This window comes from Marinococcus sp. LNHM5E3-2.1 (assembly GCF_056034365.1).
In genome coordinates, this window is record NZ_JBQLIB010000001.1 from 697268 (window position 1) to 716948 (window position 19681).

The window sequence follows — 19681 nt, forward strand, 5'->3', positions numbered from 1 at the left end:
AACCGTTGGACCACGTCCAGCGGTTTTCTTCTATTATTATATTAACAATGTACATAGACTGCTGAAGGTAAAAGGAAGTGAAAAAATGAAGCATAAGGAAACCTACCGCATTCTGGTAGTGGATGATGAGTTTCCAATGAGACAGATGCTGCGGATCTACTTGCAGCACGGAGGCTATCAAGTTACAGAGGCAGCCGGAGGAGAAGAAGCGTTAAACCAGTGGCGAAAGCAGTCATATGACCTGTTAATATTAGATCTTATGATGCCTGGCACTGATGGCTGGGCGGTTTGTGAAACTATCCGGTCCTCCAGTGCGGTGCCGATTTTGATGCTCACAGCCCGGGCAGGGCTTGAAGACAGAGTGGAAGGTCTGGAGCTGGGGGCGGATGATTATCTGGCCAAACCATTTGAAGCCAAAGAGCTGCTTGCCCGCGTGCAGGCGCTGCTCCGTCGTTCGTATGATTTTCCCTTATCATATGAATCGTCACAGGAAATTGAACGGGGGTCGCTGCGGGTGGATCCGGAGAAACGGTCGGTGTTTGTCTCGGATGAAGAAGTCGTATTGACCCCGAAGGAATTTGAGCTGCTTCATACACTGATTGTGAAGCCGGGGAGGGTGTTCAGCCGGGAATTGCTGCTCCAGCAGATTTGGGGCATGGATTACATGGGGGATGTGCGTACAGTAGATACACATATGAAAAATCTCCGGCTCAAGCTAAACGCCTTCTATCACGAAAAAAATCCTGTTCACACTGTCTGGGGCATCGGATATAAGTTTGAAGAATCATAGCACAGCTGTGCCAGAGCAATCAGAAGAGGGAAGGGGGAAAGGACAATGAAGTGGTTGGAATGGATAACGGCAGGAGTATTAATCATTGTTGGCCTGGGCTGCTTGACGATGTCTGCAGCGTGGGCTGCGCCTTTTACGAACGTGCATACGTTTATGCATCAATTGTTTCTGGTGTGCTCCTGGGTATTTCTGCCGCTTGGTGCTTTCCTGCTTATTTATTACACGCTGATGAAAAAATGAGGAATTTAGAAAGAGGACTGCGTGTATTAAAGCGGATCTATCCATTGGCTGATCTGTACGGTTTGATCGACAGGAAGGTAATAGGTTTCATGTGTTCGAATGTCTCTCACAAGCGGCAGGGTGGGAAGAGCTTCATCAATATCGACGATAACTGCCGTGGCACCGTTCGTTAATTGGACGGCGGCGCCTTTAGGAAAGATCCCGAGAAATTCGCAGAAAATGCGAATATATTCAGGATCCAGCGGCCCGGCTTCCTTTCGTAATAGATGCACTGCCTGAAGCGGGGATACAGCTCGAAGGTAAGGCCGGTCCAGCGATAGAGCGGAATAGACGTCGAGCACAGATAACAACCGGACAGCATCTGCAAGTTTGGATGCCGGGGTTCCACTCGGATAGCCGCTCCCGTCCAGGCGTTCGTGATGCCGGAAAGCCATGGAAGAAATAGATTCAGAAAATCCGCGGTCTTTTAATATGTTATACCCTTGTCTGGCATGATTTTTTAACATTTTCCATTCGGCCAGGGTAGGGGCTTTTTGTTTTGTTAAGACAGTACGGGGAATAGCAGTTTTGCCAATATCATGAAGCAGCAGCCCGCAAGCTATTTCACGTATATTTGGCCATTCCAGCTGACGGGCAGCCAAAGAACCGAGAAGAAAGACGTCAAACGAGTGGCGGTAGGTATACATATCCCAGGCTGCCAGCTGTTGAAATAACTGCCGAACACCCTGGTCCTTCATCAGCGAATGGAAAAGATGCTCCAGCCAATAATAATGGGAGGGCTGTTGTAATTTTCCGCCTAAACGAAAGCCGTCATCGAGGCCTGATGTATTTTTCAAAAACAAGCGGCGGTCTTCAGGACTGATCGGCATATCTATCTCACCTCATTTTCTGTGGGGTATAAGTATTACTGGAGCCTCGTTCGGCGGTTTAAATAAACCAAAAGCCCCTGGCTGAAGGGGCTTTTGGTCTGACAGCGATGCCACTTTCTGCAAAACACCGGTTAGTGGCTGCTTAGTTCACTTTCCGTAAGCCATTTGTGATTTGTTACTTCTTCACCGTCCGTCGTGGTAAAGTCGACCATATAAACAGTAGTGCTTTCAGCTCTGTCAATAGTGGCGGTGGCTCCGTTCATTCCCTCCATATGAGTGGCTTCAATTTCCGCTGTGTCTTCCGGCTGTAGCGATCCTTCTCCTGCGTTACTTAATTCTTCATAAATGATCCATTTATGATTTTCCACAGGTTCTCCGCCATCTGTGGGCTGAAAGGTAACTGCATAGGCGGTGGTGTCGTAAGCACCGGCGATAGTGGCGGTGGCACCTTCCATGCCTTTCATATGGCTGGCTTTAATTACTGCTTTATCGCCTTCCTCGAATTTAGGGTTTTTCGCCTGCTGCAGATCCTCCGGCACCTCTCCCGAACTGGAATGATTCATACCGCTGTGTCCTTCCATGGAGTCCCTCATTCGGTGATGAGAATCGTTCCGGTCATTGTTCATCATGCCCCTCATTTGCTGATGGCCTTGATGATCCATGTTTTCCATCATGTGCCCCTTAGTTTCCGGGCCGACGATACCATCAACCTGGAGGTTGTGCTCCTGCTGGTAGTGATTAATGTTCTCTTGTGTTTCCGGACCAAATATCCCGTCTGTTTCAGTTTCAATGTTCTGATTGGTTAATAGGCGCTGAACATGGTATACGTGCATGCTGGTATCTCCAGTGCGTAAAAGCTGCGTGTTTTCGGTCATGTGGCTTTGAAACGCCATCATGGTTTGGGGGCCTACAATGCCGTCCGTTTCGATACCCGCCTGTTCTTGAAAGCTTTTTACGCTTTGTTTCGTTTCATGGCCAAACAGGCCGTCCGCTTTGGTGGAAATCCCGTAATCCTGCAGCGTTTGCTGGAGCACGTGCACCATTGGTCCCTGCATGCCTTCCTCCATCATGCCGGAAGAAGACATCTCTTCATGGTGGTTAGACATGGAAGTGTCAGCATCCGGGGAATCACTTTGAGAAGCGTCGATCGTTACCGGGGCAAGCAAAAGGCCAAAAGTAACTGCCGTAGCCGCCCATTTTGTGTGTGTTTTCATGTATTGTTTTCCTCCTTGGTGTATAAAAGTGGGTACGCTAATAGTTGTACCTCTCAGGTATGGAGAAACTGTGAAGATCCCGTAAAAATCTTTATTTCAAGTTTTTTCTCTTCCTGTAATTGTGCGCGGCCGGTTTTCTGCAAATCACTATGTGCCAGGCCTGCAGGCAAAGCGTAAATGTACTGCAGTGTTGTTATTAAAGCAAAGCTGCTTCCATGATTATCTGGAAGCAGTTTTTTATGTTTTTAGTTGTTGGCAGGTATCAGGAACGGAAGTCCTGATCGCGATGGGGACGTTTGCGAATTATCGGCACCCATTTCATGTGTGTGCCGGTCCGCCAAATCCACTCCAAGGGGCCGTAGTAGAAATACTTCAGCCACAGCGGGCTGACGAGCATCTGTGCTGCAAACACCAGCATTCCGATGATGAACGCGAATACGTAGCCTGGAGGCTCCCATATGCCCATACCATTAAAAAACGTGCGGCCGCTCTCCCGGAACAGGCTCACAAAAATGACCGACTGCAGAAGATAGTGGGTGAATGTGATTTTCCCGACAGCGGCAAACGACGTCAGCACAGTAAAGGTGCCTTTGCTGCTTGTGCTTATCAAAAGCAGGCCCTGAGCAATTCCCACACTTACGAGGAAGGCATAAAAATCGTCCAGATGCTGAAGCAGGGGGGTGCCGGCACCGATATACATGCCGGTTTTTCCGATAATGCCGATAAGAAGAGATCCCAGGGTGAACAGCCATTTGCGGTCCCGGTTCTCCTGCGTACGTGAAAAGATGCCGCTTTGGTAGGCGTACATTCCAAAAAAGAAATAGCCAAGATGATCGATCATCGATGACCATTCAATCAACAGATATTCGACGCCGGTCGGATAAGTCCGGTCTGTGGGCAGGGCGTCCTTCAACCATTGCGCCGGGTTCATCTGCACAGACGTGTAGCCGTCCAGCAGGTCGATGCCGGTGGAGTAGCCGAGCCAGAACAAAAACGCGAGCCCGAGCAGCCAGTTGGTTGGGAGCCGGAGACAGGGGAGCAGCATGAGTCCCGCGGAAGCATACATAAGCAGGATGTCGCCCGCCCATACAAAGTAGCCGTGCAGTCCACCGACAAAAAACAGGATCACGAGCCGCCGTATAAGGGTAGGATAGGGGTTCGTACCCTTCGTATGCAGTCGTCTGTAAATAAGCACGAGACTGATGCCAAACATCATTGCAAACAGCGGCCGGGCGCTGTCCTTAAATACGATGGCGACAGTTGTGTCAATGGAGGTACCTAGCCAGGTCGGATTTGCGGGGTTCACTAGCGCAAGCCCAAAGATATTGACGATAAAAATTGCGAACAAGGCAAAGCCGCGTATTTGATCGAGTGTGCTGATGCGTTGGGTTTGCTTATTAGGATATGTGGTAGTCACTGAAGATCCTTCTTTCTTATAAGGAAAATTTTTCTCTAAGAAGCCGGTAAGATACAAAACGTTTACATCAAGCCCTTAATATCGTAAGAGAAAAATGTGAAGAAAGTATGAAGCCCTGTACTTTAACGCTCAAAGGCAAAAATAATGTAAATTCGCTTGGAAGAAATTCCATATTATGGGATGATAAACGAAATGATGGATAAAGGGGAGGAGCATCTATTGACTGCTGATACTATATTTTTACGCTTTTTGCTGCTGCTTTTATCAATTTTTATTGTCATTGGAGTATTGGTTCCCTGGCTCGCCCGCAAATGGTATATCAGGCGAAACGGACATCCAAGAGAGAAAAGGCACGCCAATGATACTCATCGAAAATTGACATTTGGGGTTGTGACAGCAAACCTTGTGATTTTGATATTTGCGAATGTCTCTGATTTGCTGCCCTGGGTTTTGGTTTTAATTCTGCTTCTTGGCTGCTTGGTCATTTACATTACAGGGAGCGCGTATTTATGGAAAAAAGAGAGCAGCAATAAAGACGATTACCGCTATGAGCTGCTGGTTAACGGGGGATCAGTGATCGGGGGAGGCCTGCTTATACTGGTATGGGCCGTATTTATATTTTGACGTGGCTGTTTACGTATATTATCCAGAAGCACGTACCAGCAAAGGAGAGTATGCATGGTTACTATTATATTGCTCTGTATCGTGTCTGCAGGAGCAGGGCTGTGGGTTCGCGGCCGAAAGAAAAGATCACGGATGAGAGTGTTTGTCGGAGCCCTGGGCACAGTAGCTCCACTGCTGTACTTAGCCGGAGGCGGACTGCTTCTGCCGCTGGCCCCGCTGATTGCGTTAGGAGCTTTCTATTGGACGGGGAGCGCATCGAGTAGTTAGTGCCAATACCTCAAACTTAATAAAGAAGAGGGCGTTATTATGCTGGAGAAGCTGGCTTACGCTTTGACTGCTTATCATGCCATTTATTACCTTCGGAGTCTAAATGCTGCAGTAGATGTCTGATAAATATCCAGCTATAACAAACGTTCAGTTTACTGCATAAAAAATTTAATTATTCCATTTCCTGGCGGACTTCTTCCAGTTTTTATCGGTTGCGGATATTTTTCAAATGTGCATTGTTGAAATCACTAATAAACCTGTGAGAGTATATAAAAATACTAAGCAGCCAAGCTTCTCACCCGGCATATTATTCCAGTAAACTCCCTGCCTGTCACTGAATAAACACGCTATCATAATTATCATGTTTACTTATATTCATCAGAGGTTATATATAAAGATATTAAAGTGAGCAGACAACGGAGCTGGAAGACGAAGGAAATTAAGCAGGCGCGCATTATACAAATATGACGATGGGGGAGCGGAAAAGACATTACGTAAAAAGTAATGGGAAACAAAGAAGCATGCGAATCGTGCTATAGCTTTGTGCTATGGAAAGGGGTATTTTTTATGCAGGAGCAATGCGAAAATATCACGCTGGACGACATTATGTTAACGTGTGACGGATACTTACATGTAGTAATGGAAGGAGAGCGGTCACTGCACTTGAAGGACAATGACGGCTTCCGCTATTACTACGATAAAAAAACGCAATGGATTTATGCAGATAACGGCCGGGGCGGCTGGAATTTCCTGAGCGTTGTTGAAAAACCACAAACCGCTTCATATAGAAGCAATTTGCTCGAACGGGTGAAACTGAGACTTAAAAAGTGGAAGTGGGCTTTTGATAATTAATAAAAATAGAATGAAGTATTTAAATGAAGATTAATGATAGACAGGCAGAGGCTTCCTTCCGGGGGGTCTCTGCTTTTTATATGCGCAAAAAAGCGGCCCCCGTTTTGGAGGCCGCTTCCTGAAAAGGTGAGTTATTTCATTGCCTGCTGCATGGCGTCAAATACTTTCGTGTTCTGCAGATTTCCGGAGAAGGCTTCTTCGCCCGGGCCTTCAGCATAAACGGTAATATCCACCGCGGTATGGTCCGTGCTCGTCCAGTCGAAGCCGGCGCGTTCGCTCAATACGTGGTTAAATCCGCTCTCGAGCGTTTCGGCTTCCTCCACCATGGTTTGTTCCTTACCGGTCAAGGTCATCCCGGTATGCTCTTCAAATACTTCGGAGGGAGTCTCCTCACCGAGAAGCACCTGTTCCTGCATGTCTGCGCCGGTGGCCTCCACGTTATTCAGAAGCGATGGATGGTTGTCCTCCGTGGCCTCGCTGGCGCTTCCACCTGTGTCGTGGTCACTCGCCACGACGACGAGCGTGTCCTCGTGCTCCTCGGAGTAAGCCGTCGCTTCCTCGACCGCCTGTTCAAAAGCTTCGGTATCAGACATCATCCATGCCGGGTCGTTGGCATGCCCGGCCCAGTCAATCTGGCTGCCCTCCACCATGAGAAAGAAGCCATCTTCATCCTGGGACAGGTGGTCAATCGCCGAGGAGGTCATTTCTGAAAGGGATGGCTGAACGGGGCTCTGCTCCAGGGAAGTATTCATGGCATCATCGGCAAACAGCCCGAGGATCCGGTCACCGTCTGCATCATTCATGGCGCGCTCGGTTTCCACATATTCAAAACCGGCGTCCGTGGCGTGGTCAATGTAGTTTTCGCCGTCCTCCCGGATGCCGCCCTCCGCTTCCGGCAGGAAGTGCTCCCGGCCGCCGCCGTACATTAAGTCCAGGTTATCATTTTCAGTCATCTGCTTCGCGATTTCGGTGTAGTTGTTCCGGTCATCCACCGAGGAAGCAAACACAGCCGGAGTTGCGTGGGTAATTGTCGAGGTCGCTACGAGCCCGGTGGATTTCCCCATGTCGGCCGCCTCATCCAGAATTGAGGATTTGGATTCGCCGTCCGGTGTCATGCCGACCATTCCGTTATTCGTCCGTTCGCCGATGGCATAAGCCGTACCGGCAGCCGCAGAGTCCGTCACGACAGCGTCAGCAGAGGAGGTGTCCACCTTGCCGGTCGTCATGTCCCGCTCTTCCCACACCGGCTCGCCGTCCTTATAAAGACTGTAGTTTTTCGATACGCTGTCCGAGAATCCGTCGGGAATCATGAGAATAACGTTTTGTGCCTGCGCTTCTTCAGCAGCCGGTTTTGTACTTGCGGCTGAATCGTCTTTTTTGTCGTTTTCCGATGCCATCGCGGTGCTTGCAACCAGTCCGCTTGCCCCCAGCAGTAAGGCTGCTTTCGTCGGACGCTTCCACTTCATCATTCAATGACCCCCTAAATAGTTTTAGCCGTGGACAACTCCACGTCCCCCACTATAGGGTTATTTTATGAAGCAGGTGTTAGCGGTGTTTAAACTTCCTGTAAAGGAAATAATGGAAATATGTTAAATAATTTACATTTGAAATTTATTGCTTCAATTAAACAGATATTTGACTGTTTGATCAAAGAAGTATAAGATTCAATTAAACAAACATTTAATTGTAAGAATGAAAGGAAGATTTGTATGGCTAAAACTAACGATCAGTGTGAAATATACTGCTTTGACCCGGAAAAGGTGGCCCGCGTCCAGGATCAGGTCGGGCAGGTGGATGCGCGCAGCGCTTCGCAGTGGTTTAAAGTGCTTGCCGACGAAACCCGGTACAAGGTAGCCTACGCCCTCAGCGTCGAAGGCGAGCTTTGCGGCTGTGATCTGGCCAATATTCTGGGAACCTCGACGGCCACGGTCTCTCATCATCTGCGGATCCTCCGCCAGGCAGGCGCCGTCACCTACCGCCGGGAGGGGAAGCTGGTGTTCTACACACTCGCCGGAAATCAGATTACTCACCTGCTCGGAGGCATGGCACCGGGAATGGAGGAGAAGCCGCTTGGCATCTAAAGAAGAAACCCTTGAACGAAAATCAGAGGAGAAAGGATGCTCGTGCTGCAGCGAAGAAAATACCAGTTCCTCATCAGTAACGGGCACTGGCTCCCGCAGCTTTTCGATCAATTTAACCCCGGTCGAAGAAACGTCCTGCTGCAGCTCGGATGATGCAAACGAGGAGGGAAGCTGCTGCACCCCGGAGGCGCACACAGACCAGAGGGAGCCAGGCAAAAATGCTCCAGCGAACGAATACACCTTTCAGGTAGAGGGGATGGACTGTCCTTCATGTGCGTCCACACTGCAAAAGGGCGTGTACCGTCTGCCCGGGGTGCAGGAGGCAAAGGTGCAGTACACGACCGGAAGCATGCAGGTGTCCACCGACGGGACGCTGGCTCCGGCAATGATCAGGCAAACGGTGCAGCGGCTCGGATATAATACCCAGCTGCCGGCAGCAGATACCGGAGAGGCCTATAACATTTACGGCATGGACTGCGGCTCGTGCGCCGCGACCGTCAGCAAACACTTTGCGCAGCTCGACGGCGTGAGGGACGTGCAGGTGCAGTTCGCGACGGGAAAGATGACGCTCGATCACGAGCTGCCGCAGGAAACGGTGAAAGAGGAGGTCCGCCGGCTCGGGTTTGAAGCGGAGCCAGTCAACGATCGCAGTTCGTCTGCGGGCCGGCCGGAAGCCTCTCCGCTGCGCGGAATGACGAATACGATCGTCTCCGGCGTGCTCCTGCTGGCCGGTATTGCCAGTTCGCTGATGCCGGTCCCGGCGATCATTTCAATCATGCTGTACCTTTCTGTTATTGTCGTCGGAGGCTACAAGCCGGCGAAAAGCGCGTATTTTGCCATTAAAAGCCGGTCTCTTGATATGAACGTGCTCATGATGGGAGCTGCGATCGGCGCTCCGCTCATCGGGGAATACTTTGAAGGGGCGCTTGTCGTCTGGCTGTTTGCGCTCGGCAACGCCCTGCAGCAGTACTCGGTTGCTAAAACGCGCAAATCGATCAGCCATCTGATGGATCTGGCGCCGGCGGAGGCCTGGGTGAAGGCTGGGGACACATGGACCCGGCGCCCGGTGGAGGAGGTCCGGCTTGGCCAGACGATGCTCATTAAGCCGGGAGAAAAGATTCCTCTGGACGGCACGATTCGCGAAGGACAATCGATGGTCGACCAGTCCCCGATTACCGGGGAATCGCTCCCGATCGATAAAGCATTCGGAGATAAAGTATATGCCGGCACGCTGAATGACTTCGGCAGCCTGGAGGTCGAGGTGACCGCACGTCCAGAGGATACGACGCTTGCACGGATTATTCATTTAGTCGAAGAGGCGCAGGAGCAGCAGGCACCGACCCAGAGCTTCGTGGACCGGTTTGCCGCCGTGTACACGCCGATTGTGTTTGCCGCTGCGATCGCCGTTATTGTCGTACCGCCTGTAATTGGCTTTGGCGGGTGGGCGGACTGGGTATACCGCGGACTGGCGCTGCTTGTTGTGGCCTGCCCGTGTGCGCTCGTTATTTCGACACCTGTCGCCATCGTGTCTGCTATCGGTAATGCGGCCAAGCAGGGCGTGCTGATTAAAGGCGGAGCCTTTCTCGAGGCGGCCGGCACGCTGAATGCCCTCGCCTTTGATAAGACGGGGACGCTCACCGAAGGCAGGCCTGTCGTGGAAAAAGTATACGCCAAAGACGGCGATGCGGACCGGCTGCTGTCGGTTGCGTCGACCCTGGAGGCATACTCCAACCACCCGATCGCCCGCGCGATTACGATGCACGCCAAGGAACAAAAGGTGTCTTCCCTTGAAGGGGTGAACTTCTACGCGGAGCCTGGAAAAGGCATATCCGGAACGATCCAGGGCAAAGCGTATGCTGCCGGGAAGCCCGAGTGGCTGAAGGAACAGGGCATTCAGACAGAGCAGCTCCAGGAGGAAATCCAGAAACTGCAGAACGAAGGCATGACCGTCGTTTTAATCGGAGACGGAGAGAGCGTTTTAGGCTACGTGGGCGTCGCCGACAAAATCCGGCCGGTGTCCTCGGAAGCGGTACGGTCGCTTCACAAAAACGGCATCCGTGAATTGACTGTCCTCACCGGTGACAATGAAGGCACCGCCGCGAAAATTGCCGGCCAGGCGAACATTGACCGGTATATGGCCGGGCTGCTGCCGGAGGATAAAGCAAAAGCAGTGCGAACGCTGCAGCAGGAAGGACGGAGAGTCGGCATGGTGGGCGACGGCATCAATGACGCGCCGGCGCTTGCCACTGCGGATATCGGTATCGCCATGGGAGGAGCCGGGGCGGATACGTCGATGGAAGCGGCCGACATTGTGCTGATGGCGGACAACCTCGAGAAGCTGCCGTATACGATCCGGCTCAGCCGCAAGGCGCTTCGCATCATAAAGCAGAATATCTGGTTTGCGGTACTAATTAAAGTGGCCGCACTGGCGCTGATTGTGCCGGACATGTTAACGCTCTGGATGGCTGTACTCAGTGACACCGGAGCGGCACTCATCGTTGTCGCGAACAGTCTGAGGCTGTTCCGGCTGCGGGGATAAATGATTGTAATATAGGTACAAAAGCCAGGCGGACGCCCGCCTGGCTTTTTGCTGTTTACTGATTTAAGGCCTGCTCGAGGCTTTCAATATTATCCTGCATTAACGATACATAGGTGGCGTCGTTTTCAATGTCTTCTTCCATTACGGTTGAGAGGTTGTGCAGGTAGGCGACGTCTGCGCCAATTTCGTCCTGTACGGTTTCAGCCGTTTTGGACGGGATGTTTTGCTCCAGCAGCACCGTGTGAATATCGTTTTCCTCCGCGACGGCGACAATATCGTTGATTTCCTGGACGGAAGGCTCATCCTGGGCATTGATGCCGCTGACCGGGATTTGTTCGAAGCCGTAACGCTCCTCCCAATAGCCGTAAGCCGCATGGGACACAATAAACTGGTTGTTGTCACTGGTTTCAGCGACGTCTGCGAATCTCTGGTCAATATCCTCAAGATCAGATACAAGTGCCTCATAGTTTTCCTCAAACGTTTCCTGCTGCTCCGGCATTTGCTCGACTAACTCGTTTTTAATACTTTCCGCAGCCTCCTGGGCACGGACCGGATCGAGCCATACGTGCGGATCGACGCCGCCGTGGCTGTGATCATGATCTTCCTCGTGGCCGTGGTCATGGTCTTCATCATGACTATGATCGTGGTCCTCGTCACCGTGGTCATGATCGTGGCTTTCTTCCTCATGGCTGTGATTGTGTTCCTCCGACGTTTCCAGCAGGTCCATGTTATTTGTGAGCTCCAGCACCTTCACATTTTCGCCGTCTACCGTACTTTTCGCTTCATCCGCGAAGCCTTCCATCCCACTGCCGGTCATAATAAACATATCGCCCTCGGCAATACTGGTCAGGGTCTGGGGTGTCGGGTCAAAGGAATGGGCATTGGAGCCGGGAGGGACGACGTTTTCCACGTTTACATAGTCACCGCCGATTTGCTTCGTAAAATCCTCCCAGGCGAACAGGGTCGTATAGACGTCGAGCTTTTCGTTTTGCGCCTGCTGTTCTTCATTACTATCGCCGGAGGCGTTTTGTTGATTGTCGTCACTTGTGCTGCAGGCCTGAAGGAGAAAAGCTCCTGCTATAATAGTAGTACTCAAAGATATTTGCTTCATCATTTATATTCGTTCCTTTCGTAAGCAGTATGCTGGCTGGGGGAATGATTAATGCGCGATCATTTCATGAGTAATTTCTTCACCGTCCATGTCTGAGGGATAGTAGGTTGGCCAGTTTTCCACCTCCTCGAGCAGTTCGTCGCTGTCATCGCCCCAGTAGAGGTGATAGTGGCCGGCATCGGTCGGATTGATATCGTGGTCGCTGAACTGGATATACTGTGGCATGCCTTCGTCGCCTTCATCGAGTTCAAAGATGTACCGGACCCCGCGGTTGCCCGCTTCATACTCTAAAATTTCATGGCCGCCCGAAACGTATTCGCCGCTCATTTCCTCGCCGTCCTTAAAGAAGGTAACGGTGCCGTTCTCAATCGTAATGCGGTCGACATCCGTCTGATAGCCTTCCTCGTAGTAGTCCTTATATTCTTCCTCCGACATTTCTTCGTCTTCCTCTGCCTTATGGGCGAACACGTCATCGAGGGTTCCGTCCTCCAAATACGGATAGACGGACTGCCAGTCACCTTCCCAGTCGGATAAGGAACGATCCTCTACTTCATCATTGTAAAAAAAGCCGTCGTAAATGCGCTCGGATTCGGAGTCCTGGCCGTGACTGTGATCATGGCTGTGGCTTTTTTCCTCATCGTGACTGTGATCATGGCTGTGGTCGTGATCATGTTCCCGGCTGCCTGCGTCCTCATCGTCATTTTCCTGGTTCTGCTCCTCGGACTCCGCAGCATTTTCGCTACCGGAGCCTTCCTCCGAGGCGTTACCGCATCCTGTAATAATCATCGCGCTGACAGTCAGGGCGCTCAACCCTTTTAATGGAAATTTTTTCATAAATATCACTCCCTGTATTTAATCGGAATCATTACGATTTATTGGTTAAAAAATATACATGTATTAAAGGGAATTCGGAGAAACAAGCCAGGGGAAAGGATCGTAAAAGGTGCTTCCGTCCAGCTGCTGTTCCTCGTTCGTTAACAAACACGCCGTAAGCTCCCGGGTCACTTTCTGTTGATCCAGATGCTGGCCGATAATCACCAGCTCGGTGCCCTTGTCACCGACGACCGGGTCCCAATTGTGCTTTAACTCCGGCTGCTCCTCGAGCACGCGCTGCTGATCACCGGCAGGAAGGGAGGAGACCCAGTACGACACCGGCTCGAGCTGTATGGAGGTGCCGGCCTGCGAAAGTAAAAGCGCTGTCTCATTGCGGGTGACGCACCAGATTATGCCTTTGGCCCGGATCACCTGGTGGGGGAAGGCCTCTAAATATTCCAGCAGCCGCTCAGAATGAAAGGGGACCCGGCTCCGGAAAACGAAGGAGGAGATATGATATTCCTCCGTTTCCGGCTCGTGCTGCTGTTCGAGCTCCTGCAGCCAGCCCGGGGCCTGGAGAGCTTCATCAAATGAAAATTTCCCTGTCCCCAGGACCCTGGAGGGATCGACGCGGCCATACGCCGTTTTAATAATCTCTGCTTTTGGCTGAAGAGCTCGAAGCATGCCTGTTAAATGCTCGATCTGCTTTTGGGTCAGCAGGTCTGTTTTGTTTAAAATCAGCACATCGCAAAACTCGATCTGCTCAATCAGCAGGTCGGCAATTTCACGCTCATCATCGTCTCCGGTGCTCTGCCTGCGCTCCTGCAGCGTTTCGCCCGACGTATAATCGGCCCAAAAGCGGGCTGCATCGACCATGGTGACCATTGTGTCGAGCCGGCAGCTGCTGGTAAGGTCGATCCCCGACGCCTCATCCTGATATGTAAACGTCTGGGCGACAGGAATAGGCTCGCTGATGCCGGTGGATTCGATCAAAATATAATCCACGCCGCCGCGCTCCGCAATCTGGTGAACCTCCTGAAGCAGGTCATCCCGAAGCGTGCAGCAGATGCAGCCGTTCGACATTTCCACCAGGTTTTCCTCAGTGCGGGAGAGAGAAGTGCCGCGTTCAATCAGATCGGCATCGATATTGATTTCGCTCATATCGTTTACGATTACGGCTGCTTTCCAATCCGACTGCTCGTGAAGCAGGTGGTTCAACAGGGTCGTTTTGCCTGAGCCCAAATAGCCGCTCAGGACAGTTACCGGGATGGGTGAAAACATAGCTGACGCCTCCTTATGTGTAATATAAATCGTAATTGTTACGATTTGTGCGCTTCAATTACTTTATAAAATATTTTTCGTGATGTCAACGGCGGTTTATGCATTTTTTTACAGAAGACTATCAGGGCAAAAAGAAAAAACCCCTGTACAAAAGGGGTTCACCAGAGGCTGTCGCAGAATGAAATTTTTAATAAATGGAGAAGACTTCATCATTCTGGCTGATGCTGATTCCGCACGACTAAAACATCACAGGAAGCGCGGCGGACGGTGTTTTCAGAAACGCTGCCGAGAATAAAACGCTGCGTGCGACCCATTCCCGAAGCTCCGGCGACAATCAGATCCGTCTGATATTTGCCGGGAGCTTCGCTTGGGATCACTGTTTTCGGGGTGCCGTATTCGACGGAGTAGTGCACAGACTGAAGGTCATGGATTTCCGCCTGACTTAACGTCTGGTACTCCTCGAGCAGCTCATTGGCCCGCGCTTTATACTCGCTGATGATGTCTTTGGTGTAGGGCTCAAGCGATGAGAGGGACTGGGTATTCAGGACGTAAATGACCTGCGTGCGGCTCTCGTGTTTCTGTGCCATGTTCAGTCCGGCAAAAAAGGCGCTTTTAGAAACGTCGGAGCCATCGACAGCAATTAATACCGAACGGTACACCGCGGAAGTATCGCTGTTTTTTACAATCCATACATCACAGGAAGCACGCCGGACGATGCCGGCAGAGACGCTGCCGAACCGCTTTTTTTCAGAGGTGCCGGCACCCGAGCCGCCGGAGATGATGAGGTCCGGCTGAAACGACTTTGCGATATCTCCGGTGATGATCGTTTTGGGTATGCCTTCTTTTATAAAGATGCGTACATTTTCGATGCCTGCGTTTTCAGCTGTTTCCTTCCCCTCGGTGATGATCGCGCTTCCCTGTTTATTCAGGGCATGAAGCATTAAATCCGGGTACTGCTTCCGCAGTTCTTTGATGCTGTGGTAGTCGACGATATGACAGAGGGCGAGCGTACTGCCGTACGCCAGGGCAGTCTCAATGCCTTTGGCGAGGCCAGCTTTCGATTCCTCCGAGCCGTCAAGAGCGACAAGTATCCGCTGGTAAGGGAGGGACATAAGGCTTCTTCCTTTCTTGCATCCATCATCTGTGAATTGGTGGAAAGGGCTGCTTATTTTCCGTTACTGCCGGTACACATTTTGCGAAAGGTAGTGTACAGAATATAAATGAAGGAGGTTAGGGCAGTGCTCTGTATAAAACAAAGCCTGGAGCGGAGAGGCCGTGCGTACACTATACCGGTCCAGAGACCGATCGCAAACAAGCATATTTTTAAAACGCCAAAATCCAGAACAGAATACGTGCGGGCGGCCTTATGCACACGTTCGATCAGCTGTTTCATTATTCTCCCCCTTTTTCAAAGTATAGAGAAGCATTGACGCGGGTTAAATCACATGAGAGGGAAATCCTCCGAGGCCAAATAGTACGTAATCAATTTTTCATCCGCCGAGTATGAAGGACAGGAGGAAAGAGGCACGGCTTCAATAGCCACCACGCGCATCACCAGTTGCCGGAAACGAATTTCCTCTCCCAATTCGAAGCTGACCTCTGTGTAATGCTCGAGAAAAAGCTCCTCCTGCAATTCCAGGGCGCTGCCGATAAACCACAGTTTATTCGGCTGTTCTGCATTCTCTGCAAGATAGACGAATCGGACGAGCGAGTACCGTTCTGCCTGAAAGGGCTCAGGCGGATGTTTTTGTTCCGAGAGATTCATACGAAGTACTCCTTCCGGTGGTTGATTAGCGGCTTAGGCGAGCCAGGATAAAAAAATCATATAGGTTATGTAAAAAGCAGTAATAAGTGCCAGGGTCTTAATACCTCTGTAATTACCAGTATACACTGAAAATAGGGAATTGCATCGATAAAAAGTCCCTCAGCAATTACTCACGACTAAATGCACAGATAAAATAATTACTTTACCGAATGTATGCTTTAATGCAAAGGTGAATTTTATTCAATGAAGGCCCGTGGCAAAAGAAATAAGAAGAAGTTATGGCACTGAAAGCGTCTAATAAAGATTGGATTCTGTGTAAAAATAATGGCAGTATGGAACAGTTTACTGGCTGAGCCAGACGTGGTACATCAAGAGAAACGGCGGCCTGAGAAAGAAAAGCTATGCGAACAGGATGCACGTTGTCATCAGGTACACCTTCTCCGCTTTGTTTCTGGCGGGAACCGTCCTGGTAAACGTCTTCCAGGAGTTTTTTGAGCCTTCCATTTATATCATCTTTTTACTGTTTTACGCCATTTATACGGGGATAAGCGTACATATGTGGAAGCGGGAAAGCGATAATCCCGATGATTACCGGTACGAGTGGTTCGTGCAGGGAGGGACACTGGCCGCCGCAGCCATTGGTCTTACTGCGGTCCTGCTGGCTCTGGAATACGTGTAAAATGCAGCAGAAAAAATTAAAAAGAAAGCCCGGCTGCGCAATGCTGCAGAGGCTTTCCTGTCGACTGGGAAAAGCGTGGAGTAAAGCTGGTGGAGCTGCGGAGGTGTTAGGACTCCTGCTTTTCCGGATGGTATTTGCGGTCATATTCTCTTCCGTAATGCTTCCGGGCATGGAATTCATGGATCAGCCGGATGGACGGCCGAATAAGAAATTGAAAGCTCGCCACCACAAACAGGGTCACCCCAAGAATGCGCCACGGGCCTTCAAAATAAAAGCAGATACTGCCGATAAAAAACCATAAGCCTAAAAGAAAATCGTTGATCGTATAGAGCGTGTGGTAGATTTTTTTGAAAAAAGGAGTATGGTTTTTCATTCGGCTTTCCACATACGCCTCGCGGGAAGAGTTTTCCTGCACGTTGTTATGCTCTGTTTCTTCCATGTGCACTAAAAGCCCTCCTTTTTATTTTTTAATGCATCCAATATGGATATTAACGAATTCCCGGGGAATGAAACGTTTTTATTTTGAAAAAGGCACTGCACATAAGCTGGTGTATTTGCGGGCAGAAGACCTGGCGGAAGGCTGAAAAGTTTAAATTGCTGAAGGCCTGGGAAGCTATACATTAAAGTCTTCAAAGGAAAATAGGCTTTAATAAAAAATCCGGTTTTTTACCAGGGCCGGAGCTATAACGTTGGCAGTAATTAGAGGATAAACGCCTACTAATAAGCCGGGAAGGAGATCAGTCTCTTTTTCGGCTTATTTTTTATGATATACATCATGGACTATAGGAGGTAAATATCATGTCCCTACCCAACGAGCGGGCAGATAATGTAAAGAAACCGGACGATGAATCTTCGCAGGATGCCTCTGAACATGCCGCAGAGCCCTCTCTTATTGTAGGGCTCGTGCCGGCGCCGGGCGCTGCTTCCGAAACGATCGAAGTTCTGTACCCGGAGCTTGCCGAGCTGTTTTCGCGTGAAGTGGATGACGATTATGCCTGGGACATTAAAGTGGTGGTGGATCCATTAACGGGCTCTGCCGAAGAAGCAGCCTCTATTCTTGACGAAGCACAAACGCTTAAGGACCGGCGCGGCTGGGATTATGTGATATGTCTGACAGACCTGCCGCTGTTCCGGGATGAAGATTTTCTCGTCGCCGAAGCTAACGTGGAACGTCAAATTGCCCAGCTGTCCATCCCGACGCTCGGGGCGCTGCCGATCATGCGCCGCGTCCGTGAGGCGCTTCTTCAGCTGACGAGCGAGATGCATTACGGAAGCTCCGATGAGGCAAGGGACCGCCAGGAAGATAAGCAGGCTTCGATGGGAAGCAGGCAGGGAAGGTACGTACGGAACACAGGAGCCCGGCAGCTGCTCGGGGACAGCCTGGTGGAACGGGTTGCCCCGGTGTACCGCATCCGGCCGGATGAAAGTAACGATACGTCAGATACGCGGTACGTCGCACGTCCGAATATCAACGGGTATACCCGGGTGGTCACAGGGATGGCGCGGGCAAACAATCCGCTGAAGGTGTTTACCGCCTTTAAAAGTGTAGTCGCCATCGCCTTTGCCACAGGCGCCTATGCATTAATATTTCCTACGCTCTGGCAGCTCGGGGAAGCATACGGGCCGTGGCGCTCCATTACCTTAATGACCGTGGCCTTAACCTCGTTAACGGTATGGATGCTTTTGGCTCATGGTCTTTTAGAGAAACCGTCCCGAAACCGGTCAAAGGAGATCAGGCGATTGTATAACTCGGCGACAGTGCTGACGATCGGGTTCGGGGTAATATGCTATTACTGCATCCTGTTTCTGCTGTTTTTTCTTGCCGTCTTTTTGTTTATCCCGACGTCGATGCTCGAGTCCAATTTAGGTGTAGGCCAAAACGTCGAACTCCCGTACTATCTGTCGCTTGCCTGGCTGGCAGCGTCGCTTGCGACATGCATCGGAGCGCTCGGCGCAGGGCTTGAAAATGAGGAAACGGTGCTTACGGGGACTTACGGCCACCGGCAGCTGCAGCGGAAAAAAGAAGTGCAGCGGGAAAGGGAAGAGGAAAAACGAGAGGATAGAAACCGGGAGCGATAAACAACAAACAAAGCTGCCAGCTCAGCCGGCAGCTTCTTCATTAACGTAGCGGATATATTTGGTCAGTGTCAGCATGGACTGCAGCCCGAGCCGGTCCATCAGCGCTTCCGGCGTGACGCCGTTCTCCAGTTCACGCACGATATAGCTGTTGCGGAAATGAGTGGCGGAAATCGCCCGCTCGATGCCTGCGCGCTTTCGTTCCTCGCGGATCATTTTCTGAATCGCGACCTCGGTTAAATTTTTCGGCTGATCGTTTTCATAGCTCCAGCGGTACGTCTGGCGCTGAAAGTCGAACGCCACAAACAGCGGTTCCCCGTCAAAGGACGGCCGCACCGCCTGCGGAATCACGTCGAGGTAATAGTAAAGCTGCTTCTGAAGCTCCTTCGTCAGCTGGAGCGTCCGCGGGTTGCCTTCGGTAATGTCGAGCTCCCCGCGGGTCAGGTGCAGGTGCTCGATCCGGATTGAGGCAAGCTCGTGCATGCGGAGGCCGTAGTCGTAAAACAGCCTTAAAATCACGATGTTTCGCGGGGCAAGCATCGGGCGCACGGCCTGCTGTTTATCCGACAGCCCGGAATCGGACTCGAGCGTGTCCATGAGCCGCTTCATTTCCTTCGGGGCAATCAGCTCTTCCTCCTTTAACACGTTCCAGACGCTGTCATCGACCGGAAGCTCCGCCATCGGGTTGGAGGCGATCCGTTTTGTATCGCGGAGAAAGCGGAAGTAGCGGACGAGCACAGTCTGGATGCGCTTCAGCGTCCGGAGCTGGTAGTGGCGCTCCTCGGCCAGTATATGAAAATAGGTGGTAATGTCGTCGGGTTTGACGGCCGCTTCCTCGCCGTCGAGCACTACATCGATGAACCGGTGAAAGTCGGCCAGGTCGTATTCGTAGCGCTTCAGCGTGCTCGGCTTGCGCCCCCGGGACTGCAGGAAGGAAAGAAAGGCCTGCATGCCGTCCGGAAGAAGCTCGGGTTGCAAATTCATCATCATTCCTCCTGCTTTGTCTGTCGATCAAGCATCGCGGCTTGTTTGTTTGGCACTTAACCCATATTATAGTATGTAG

The 19681-nt window shown here is 51.1% G+C and carries 21 protein-coding genes and 1 pseudogene; 9 read left to right on the top strand and 13 right to left on the bottom strand.

Annotated features, from left to right (window positions below; translation table 11 throughout):
• Window positions 1–85 precede the first annotated feature (85 nt).
• Both ACTRXH_RS03575 and ACTRXH_RS03580 read left to right on the top strand, forming a co-directional pair.
• Window positions 86–790 carry a response regulator transcription factor gene (locus tag ACTRXH_RS03575; protein WP_474280588.1) on the top strand — a complete coding sequence of 235 codons (705 nt, stop codon included), beginning with the start codon at window positions 86–88 and terminating at the stop codon, window positions 788–790.
• A 45-nt stretch (window positions 791–835) separates the two neighbouring features.
• A complete protein-coding gene (locus tag ACTRXH_RS03580) occupies window positions 836–1030 on the top strand; it encodes a hypothetical protein (RefSeq protein WP_474260758.1) in 195 nt (64 codons plus the stop codon).
• A gap of 26 nt (window positions 1031–1056) precedes the next feature.
• Here ACTRXH_RS03580 and ACTRXH_RS03585 read toward each other — a convergent pair whose 3' ends face one another.
• From ACTRXH_RS03585 to ACTRXH_RS03600, 4 genes and pseudogenes are all read right to left on the bottom strand, one after another.
• Window positions 1057–1899: an HD-GYP domain-containing protein gene (locus ACTRXH_RS03585; RefSeq protein WP_474280590.1), complete on the bottom strand. Its 843-nt coding sequence runs from the start codon at window positions 1897–1899 to the stop codon at window positions 1057–1059.
• 131 nt (window positions 1900–2030) lie between these two features.
• Window positions 2031–2795: a DUF1541 domain-containing protein gene (locus ACTRXH_RS03590; RefSeq protein WP_474280753.1), complete on the bottom strand. Its 765-nt coding sequence runs from the start codon at window positions 2793–2795 to the stop codon at window positions 2031–2033.
• 3 nt (window positions 2796–2798) lie between these two features.
• Window positions 2799–3113: pseudogene (locus ACTRXH_RS03595) on the bottom strand (peptidoglycan-binding domain-containing protein); the annotation flags it as partial.
• A gap of 262 nt (window positions 3114–3375) precedes the next feature.
• The gene (locus ACTRXH_RS03600) at window positions 3376–4530 is read right to left on the bottom strand and encodes a DUF418 domain-containing protein (RefSeq protein WP_474280592.1); all 1155 of its coding nucleotides are present in this window, start codon (window positions 4528–4530) and stop codon (window positions 3376–3378) included.
• Between the two features lie 192 nt (window positions 4531–4722).
• Here ACTRXH_RS03600 and ACTRXH_RS03605 point away from each other — a divergent pair, with 192 nt between their 5' ends.
• The 3 genes from ACTRXH_RS03605 (at window position 4723) to ACTRXH_RS03615 (ending at window position 6273) form a co-directional block, all read left to right on the top strand.
• Window positions 4723–5154, top strand: a complete 432-nt coding sequence (locus ACTRXH_RS03605; protein WP_474280594.1) for a hypothetical protein — start codon at window positions 4723–4725, stop codon at window positions 5152–5154.
• Window positions 5155–5208: 54 nt separating this feature from the next.
• Entirely contained in the window at window positions 5209–5421 is a 213-nt protein-coding gene (locus ACTRXH_RS03610) for a hypothetical protein (RefSeq protein WP_474280596.1), read from the top strand.
• A 567-nt stretch (window positions 5422–5988) separates the two neighbouring features.
• A complete protein-coding gene (locus ACTRXH_RS03615; RefSeq protein WP_474260764.1) occupies window positions 5989–6273 on the top strand; it encodes a hypothetical protein in 285 nt (94 codons plus the stop codon).
• Between the two features lie 131 nt (window positions 6274–6404).
• Here the strand turns inward: ACTRXH_RS03615 and ACTRXH_RS03620 are convergent, their stop codons facing one another.
• A complete protein-coding gene (locus ACTRXH_RS03620; RefSeq protein ID WP_474280598.1) occupies window positions 6405–7742 on the bottom strand; it encodes an alkaline phosphatase in 1338 nt (445 codons plus the stop codon).
• Between the two features lie 240 nt (window positions 7743–7982).
• On the opposite strand from ACTRXH_RS03620, the gene ACTRXH_RS03625 reads away from it, so the two are divergent.
• Both ACTRXH_RS03625 and ACTRXH_RS03630 read left to right on the top strand, forming a co-directional pair.
• The gene (locus tag ACTRXH_RS03625; RefSeq protein WP_474280600.1) at window positions 7983–8354 is read left to right on the top strand and encodes an ArsR/SmtB family transcription factor; all 372 of its coding nucleotides are present in this window, start codon (window positions 7983–7985) and stop codon (window positions 8352–8354) included.
• On the top strand, window positions 8344–10893 hold the full coding sequence (locus ACTRXH_RS03630; protein ID WP_474280602.1) for a heavy metal translocating P-type ATPase: 2550 nt from the start codon (window positions 8344–8346) through the stop codon (window positions 10891–10893). The genes ACTRXH_RS03625 and ACTRXH_RS03630 overlap by 11 nt, the downstream gene beginning before the upstream one ends.
• A gap of 55 nt (window positions 10894–10948) precedes the next feature.
• Here ACTRXH_RS03630 and ACTRXH_RS03635 read toward each other — a convergent pair whose 3' ends face one another.
• From ACTRXH_RS03635 to ACTRXH_RS03660, 6 genes are all read right to left on the bottom strand, one after another.
• Window positions 10949–12007 carry a metal ABC transporter solute-binding protein, Zn/Mn family gene (locus ACTRXH_RS03635; protein ID WP_474280604.1) on the bottom strand — a complete coding sequence of 353 codons (1059 nt, stop codon included), beginning with the start codon at window positions 12005–12007 and terminating at the stop codon, window positions 10949–10951.
• A 45-nt stretch (window positions 12008–12052) separates the two neighbouring features.
• A complete protein-coding gene (locus ACTRXH_RS03640) occupies window positions 12053–12838 on the bottom strand; it encodes a ZinT family metal-binding protein (protein WP_474280606.1) in 786 nt (261 codons plus the stop codon).
• Window positions 12839–12901: 63 nt separating this feature from the next.
• A complete protein-coding gene (locus tag ACTRXH_RS03645) occupies window positions 12902–14098 on the bottom strand; it encodes a GTP-binding protein (RefSeq protein ID WP_474280608.1) in 1197 nt (398 codons plus the stop codon).
• 209 nt (window positions 14099–14307) lie between these two features.
• Window positions 14308–15210: a universal stress protein gene (locus ACTRXH_RS03650; protein WP_474277670.1), complete on the bottom strand. Its 903-nt coding sequence runs from the start codon at window positions 15208–15210 to the stop codon at window positions 14308–14310.
• Between the two features lie 53 nt (window positions 15211–15263).
• Window positions 15264–15491, bottom strand: coding sequence for a hypothetical protein (locus ACTRXH_RS03655; RefSeq protein ID WP_474260772.1), 228 nt, complete (start codon window positions 15489–15491; stop codon window positions 15264–15266).
• Window positions 15492–15539: 48 nt separating this feature from the next.
• Window positions 15540–15863, bottom strand: a complete 324-nt coding sequence (locus ACTRXH_RS03660) for a hypothetical protein (protein ID WP_474277672.1) — start codon at window positions 15861–15863, stop codon at window positions 15540–15542.
• A gap of 556 nt (window positions 15864–16419) precedes the next feature.
• On the opposite strand from ACTRXH_RS03660, the gene ACTRXH_RS03665 reads away from it, so the two are divergent.
• Window positions 16420–16542: a hypothetical protein gene (locus ACTRXH_RS03665; RefSeq protein ID WP_474277674.1), complete on the top strand. Its 123-nt coding sequence runs from the start codon at window positions 16420–16422 to the stop codon at window positions 16540–16542.
• A gap of 106 nt (window positions 16543–16648) precedes the next feature.
• Here ACTRXH_RS03665 and ACTRXH_RS03670 read toward each other — a convergent pair whose 3' ends face one another.
• A complete protein-coding gene (locus ACTRXH_RS03670) occupies window positions 16649–16981 on the bottom strand; it encodes a YrhK family protein (RefSeq protein ID WP_474277717.1) in 333 nt (110 codons plus the stop codon).
• A 359-nt stretch (window positions 16982–17340) separates the two neighbouring features.
• On the opposite strand from ACTRXH_RS03670, the gene ACTRXH_RS03675 reads away from it, so the two are divergent.
• Window positions 17341–18621 carry a hypothetical protein gene (locus ACTRXH_RS03675; RefSeq protein ID WP_474280610.1) on the top strand — a complete coding sequence of 427 codons (1281 nt, stop codon included), beginning with the start codon at window positions 17341–17343 and terminating at the stop codon, window positions 18619–18621.
• Window positions 18622–18642: 21 nt separating this feature from the next.
• Here ACTRXH_RS03675 and ACTRXH_RS03680 read toward each other — a convergent pair whose 3' ends face one another.
• Window positions 18643–19602: a tyrosine-type recombinase/integrase gene (locus ACTRXH_RS03680; RefSeq protein WP_474260778.1), complete on the bottom strand. Its 960-nt coding sequence runs from the start codon at window positions 19600–19602 to the stop codon at window positions 18643–18645.
• Between the last annotated feature and the right edge of the window lie 79 nt (window positions 19603–19681).

What these genes read in the sequence shown, in the direction of transcription:
- ACTRXH_RS03575 (WP_474280588.1), top strand. Translation starts at nt 86, where the DNA reads ATGAAGCATAAGGAAACCTACCGCATTCTGGTAGTGGATGATGAGTTT.
- ACTRXH_RS03580 (WP_474260758.1), top strand. Translation starts at nt 836, where the DNA reads ATGAAGTGGTTGGAATGGATAACGGCAGGAGTATTAATCATTGTTGGC.
- ACTRXH_RS03585 (WP_474280590.1), bottom strand. Translation starts at nt 1,899, where the DNA reads ATGCCGATCAGTCCTGAAGACCGCCGCTTGTTTTTGAAAAATACATCA.
- ACTRXH_RS03590 (WP_474280753.1), bottom strand. Translation starts at nt 2,795, where the DNA reads ATGATGGCGTTTCAAAGCCACATGACCGAAAACACGCAGCTTTTACGC.
- ACTRXH_RS03605 (WP_474280594.1), top strand. Translation starts at nt 4,723, where the DNA reads ATGATGGATAAAGGGGAGGAGCATCTATTGACTGCTGATACTATATTT.
- ACTRXH_RS03610 (WP_474280596.1), top strand. Translation starts at nt 5,209, where the DNA reads ATGGTTACTATTATATTGCTCTGTATCGTGTCTGCAGGAGCAGGGCTG.
- ACTRXH_RS03615 (WP_474260764.1), top strand. Translation starts at nt 5,989, where the DNA reads ATGCAGGAGCAATGCGAAAATATCACGCTGGACGACATTATGTTAACG.
- ACTRXH_RS03620 (WP_474280598.1), bottom strand. Translation starts at nt 7,742, where the DNA reads ATGATGAAGTGGAAGCGTCCGACGAAAGCAGCCTTACTGCTGGGGGCA.
- ACTRXH_RS03625 (WP_474280600.1), top strand. Translation starts at nt 7,983, where the DNA reads ATGGCTAAAACTAACGATCAGTGTGAAATATACTGCTTTGACCCGGAA.
- ACTRXH_RS03635 (WP_474280604.1), bottom strand. Translation starts at nt 12,007, where the DNA reads ATGATGAAGCAAATATCTTTGAGTACTACTATTATAGCAGGAGCTTTT.
- ACTRXH_RS03640 (WP_474280606.1), bottom strand. Translation starts at nt 12,838, where the DNA reads ATGAAAAAATTTCCATTAAAAGGGTTGAGCGCCCTGACTGTCAGCGCG.
- ACTRXH_RS03645 (WP_474280608.1), bottom strand. Translation starts at nt 14,098, where the DNA reads ATGTTTTCACCCATCCCGGTAACTGTCCTGAGCGGCTATTTGGGCTCA.
- ACTRXH_RS03650 (WP_474277670.1), bottom strand. Translation starts at nt 15,210, where the DNA reads ATGTCCCTCCCTTACCAGCGGATACTTGTCGCTCTTGACGGCTCGGAG.
- ACTRXH_RS03655 (WP_474260772.1), bottom strand. Translation starts at nt 15,491, where the DNA reads ATGAAACAGCTGATCGAACGTGTGCATAAGGCCGCCCGCACGTATTCT.
- ACTRXH_RS03660 (WP_474277672.1), bottom strand. Translation starts at nt 15,863, where the DNA reads ATGAATCTCTCGGAACAAAAACATCCGCCTGAGCCCTTTCAGGCAGAA.
- ACTRXH_RS03665 (WP_474277674.1), top strand. Translation starts at nt 16,420, where the DNA reads ATGTGGAAGCGGGAAAGCGATAATCCCGATGATTACCGGTACGAGTGG.
- ACTRXH_RS03670 (WP_474277717.1), bottom strand. Translation starts at nt 16,981, where the DNA reads ATGGAAGAAACAGAGCATAACAACGTGCAGGAAAACTCTTCCCGCGAG.
- ACTRXH_RS03675 (WP_474280610.1), top strand. Translation starts at nt 17,341, where the DNA reads ATGTCCCTACCCAACGAGCGGGCAGATAATGTAAAGAAACCGGACGAT.
- ACTRXH_RS03680 (WP_474260778.1), bottom strand. Translation starts at nt 19,602, where the DNA reads ATGAATTTGCAACCCGAGCTTCTTCCGGACGGCATGCAGGCCTTTCTT.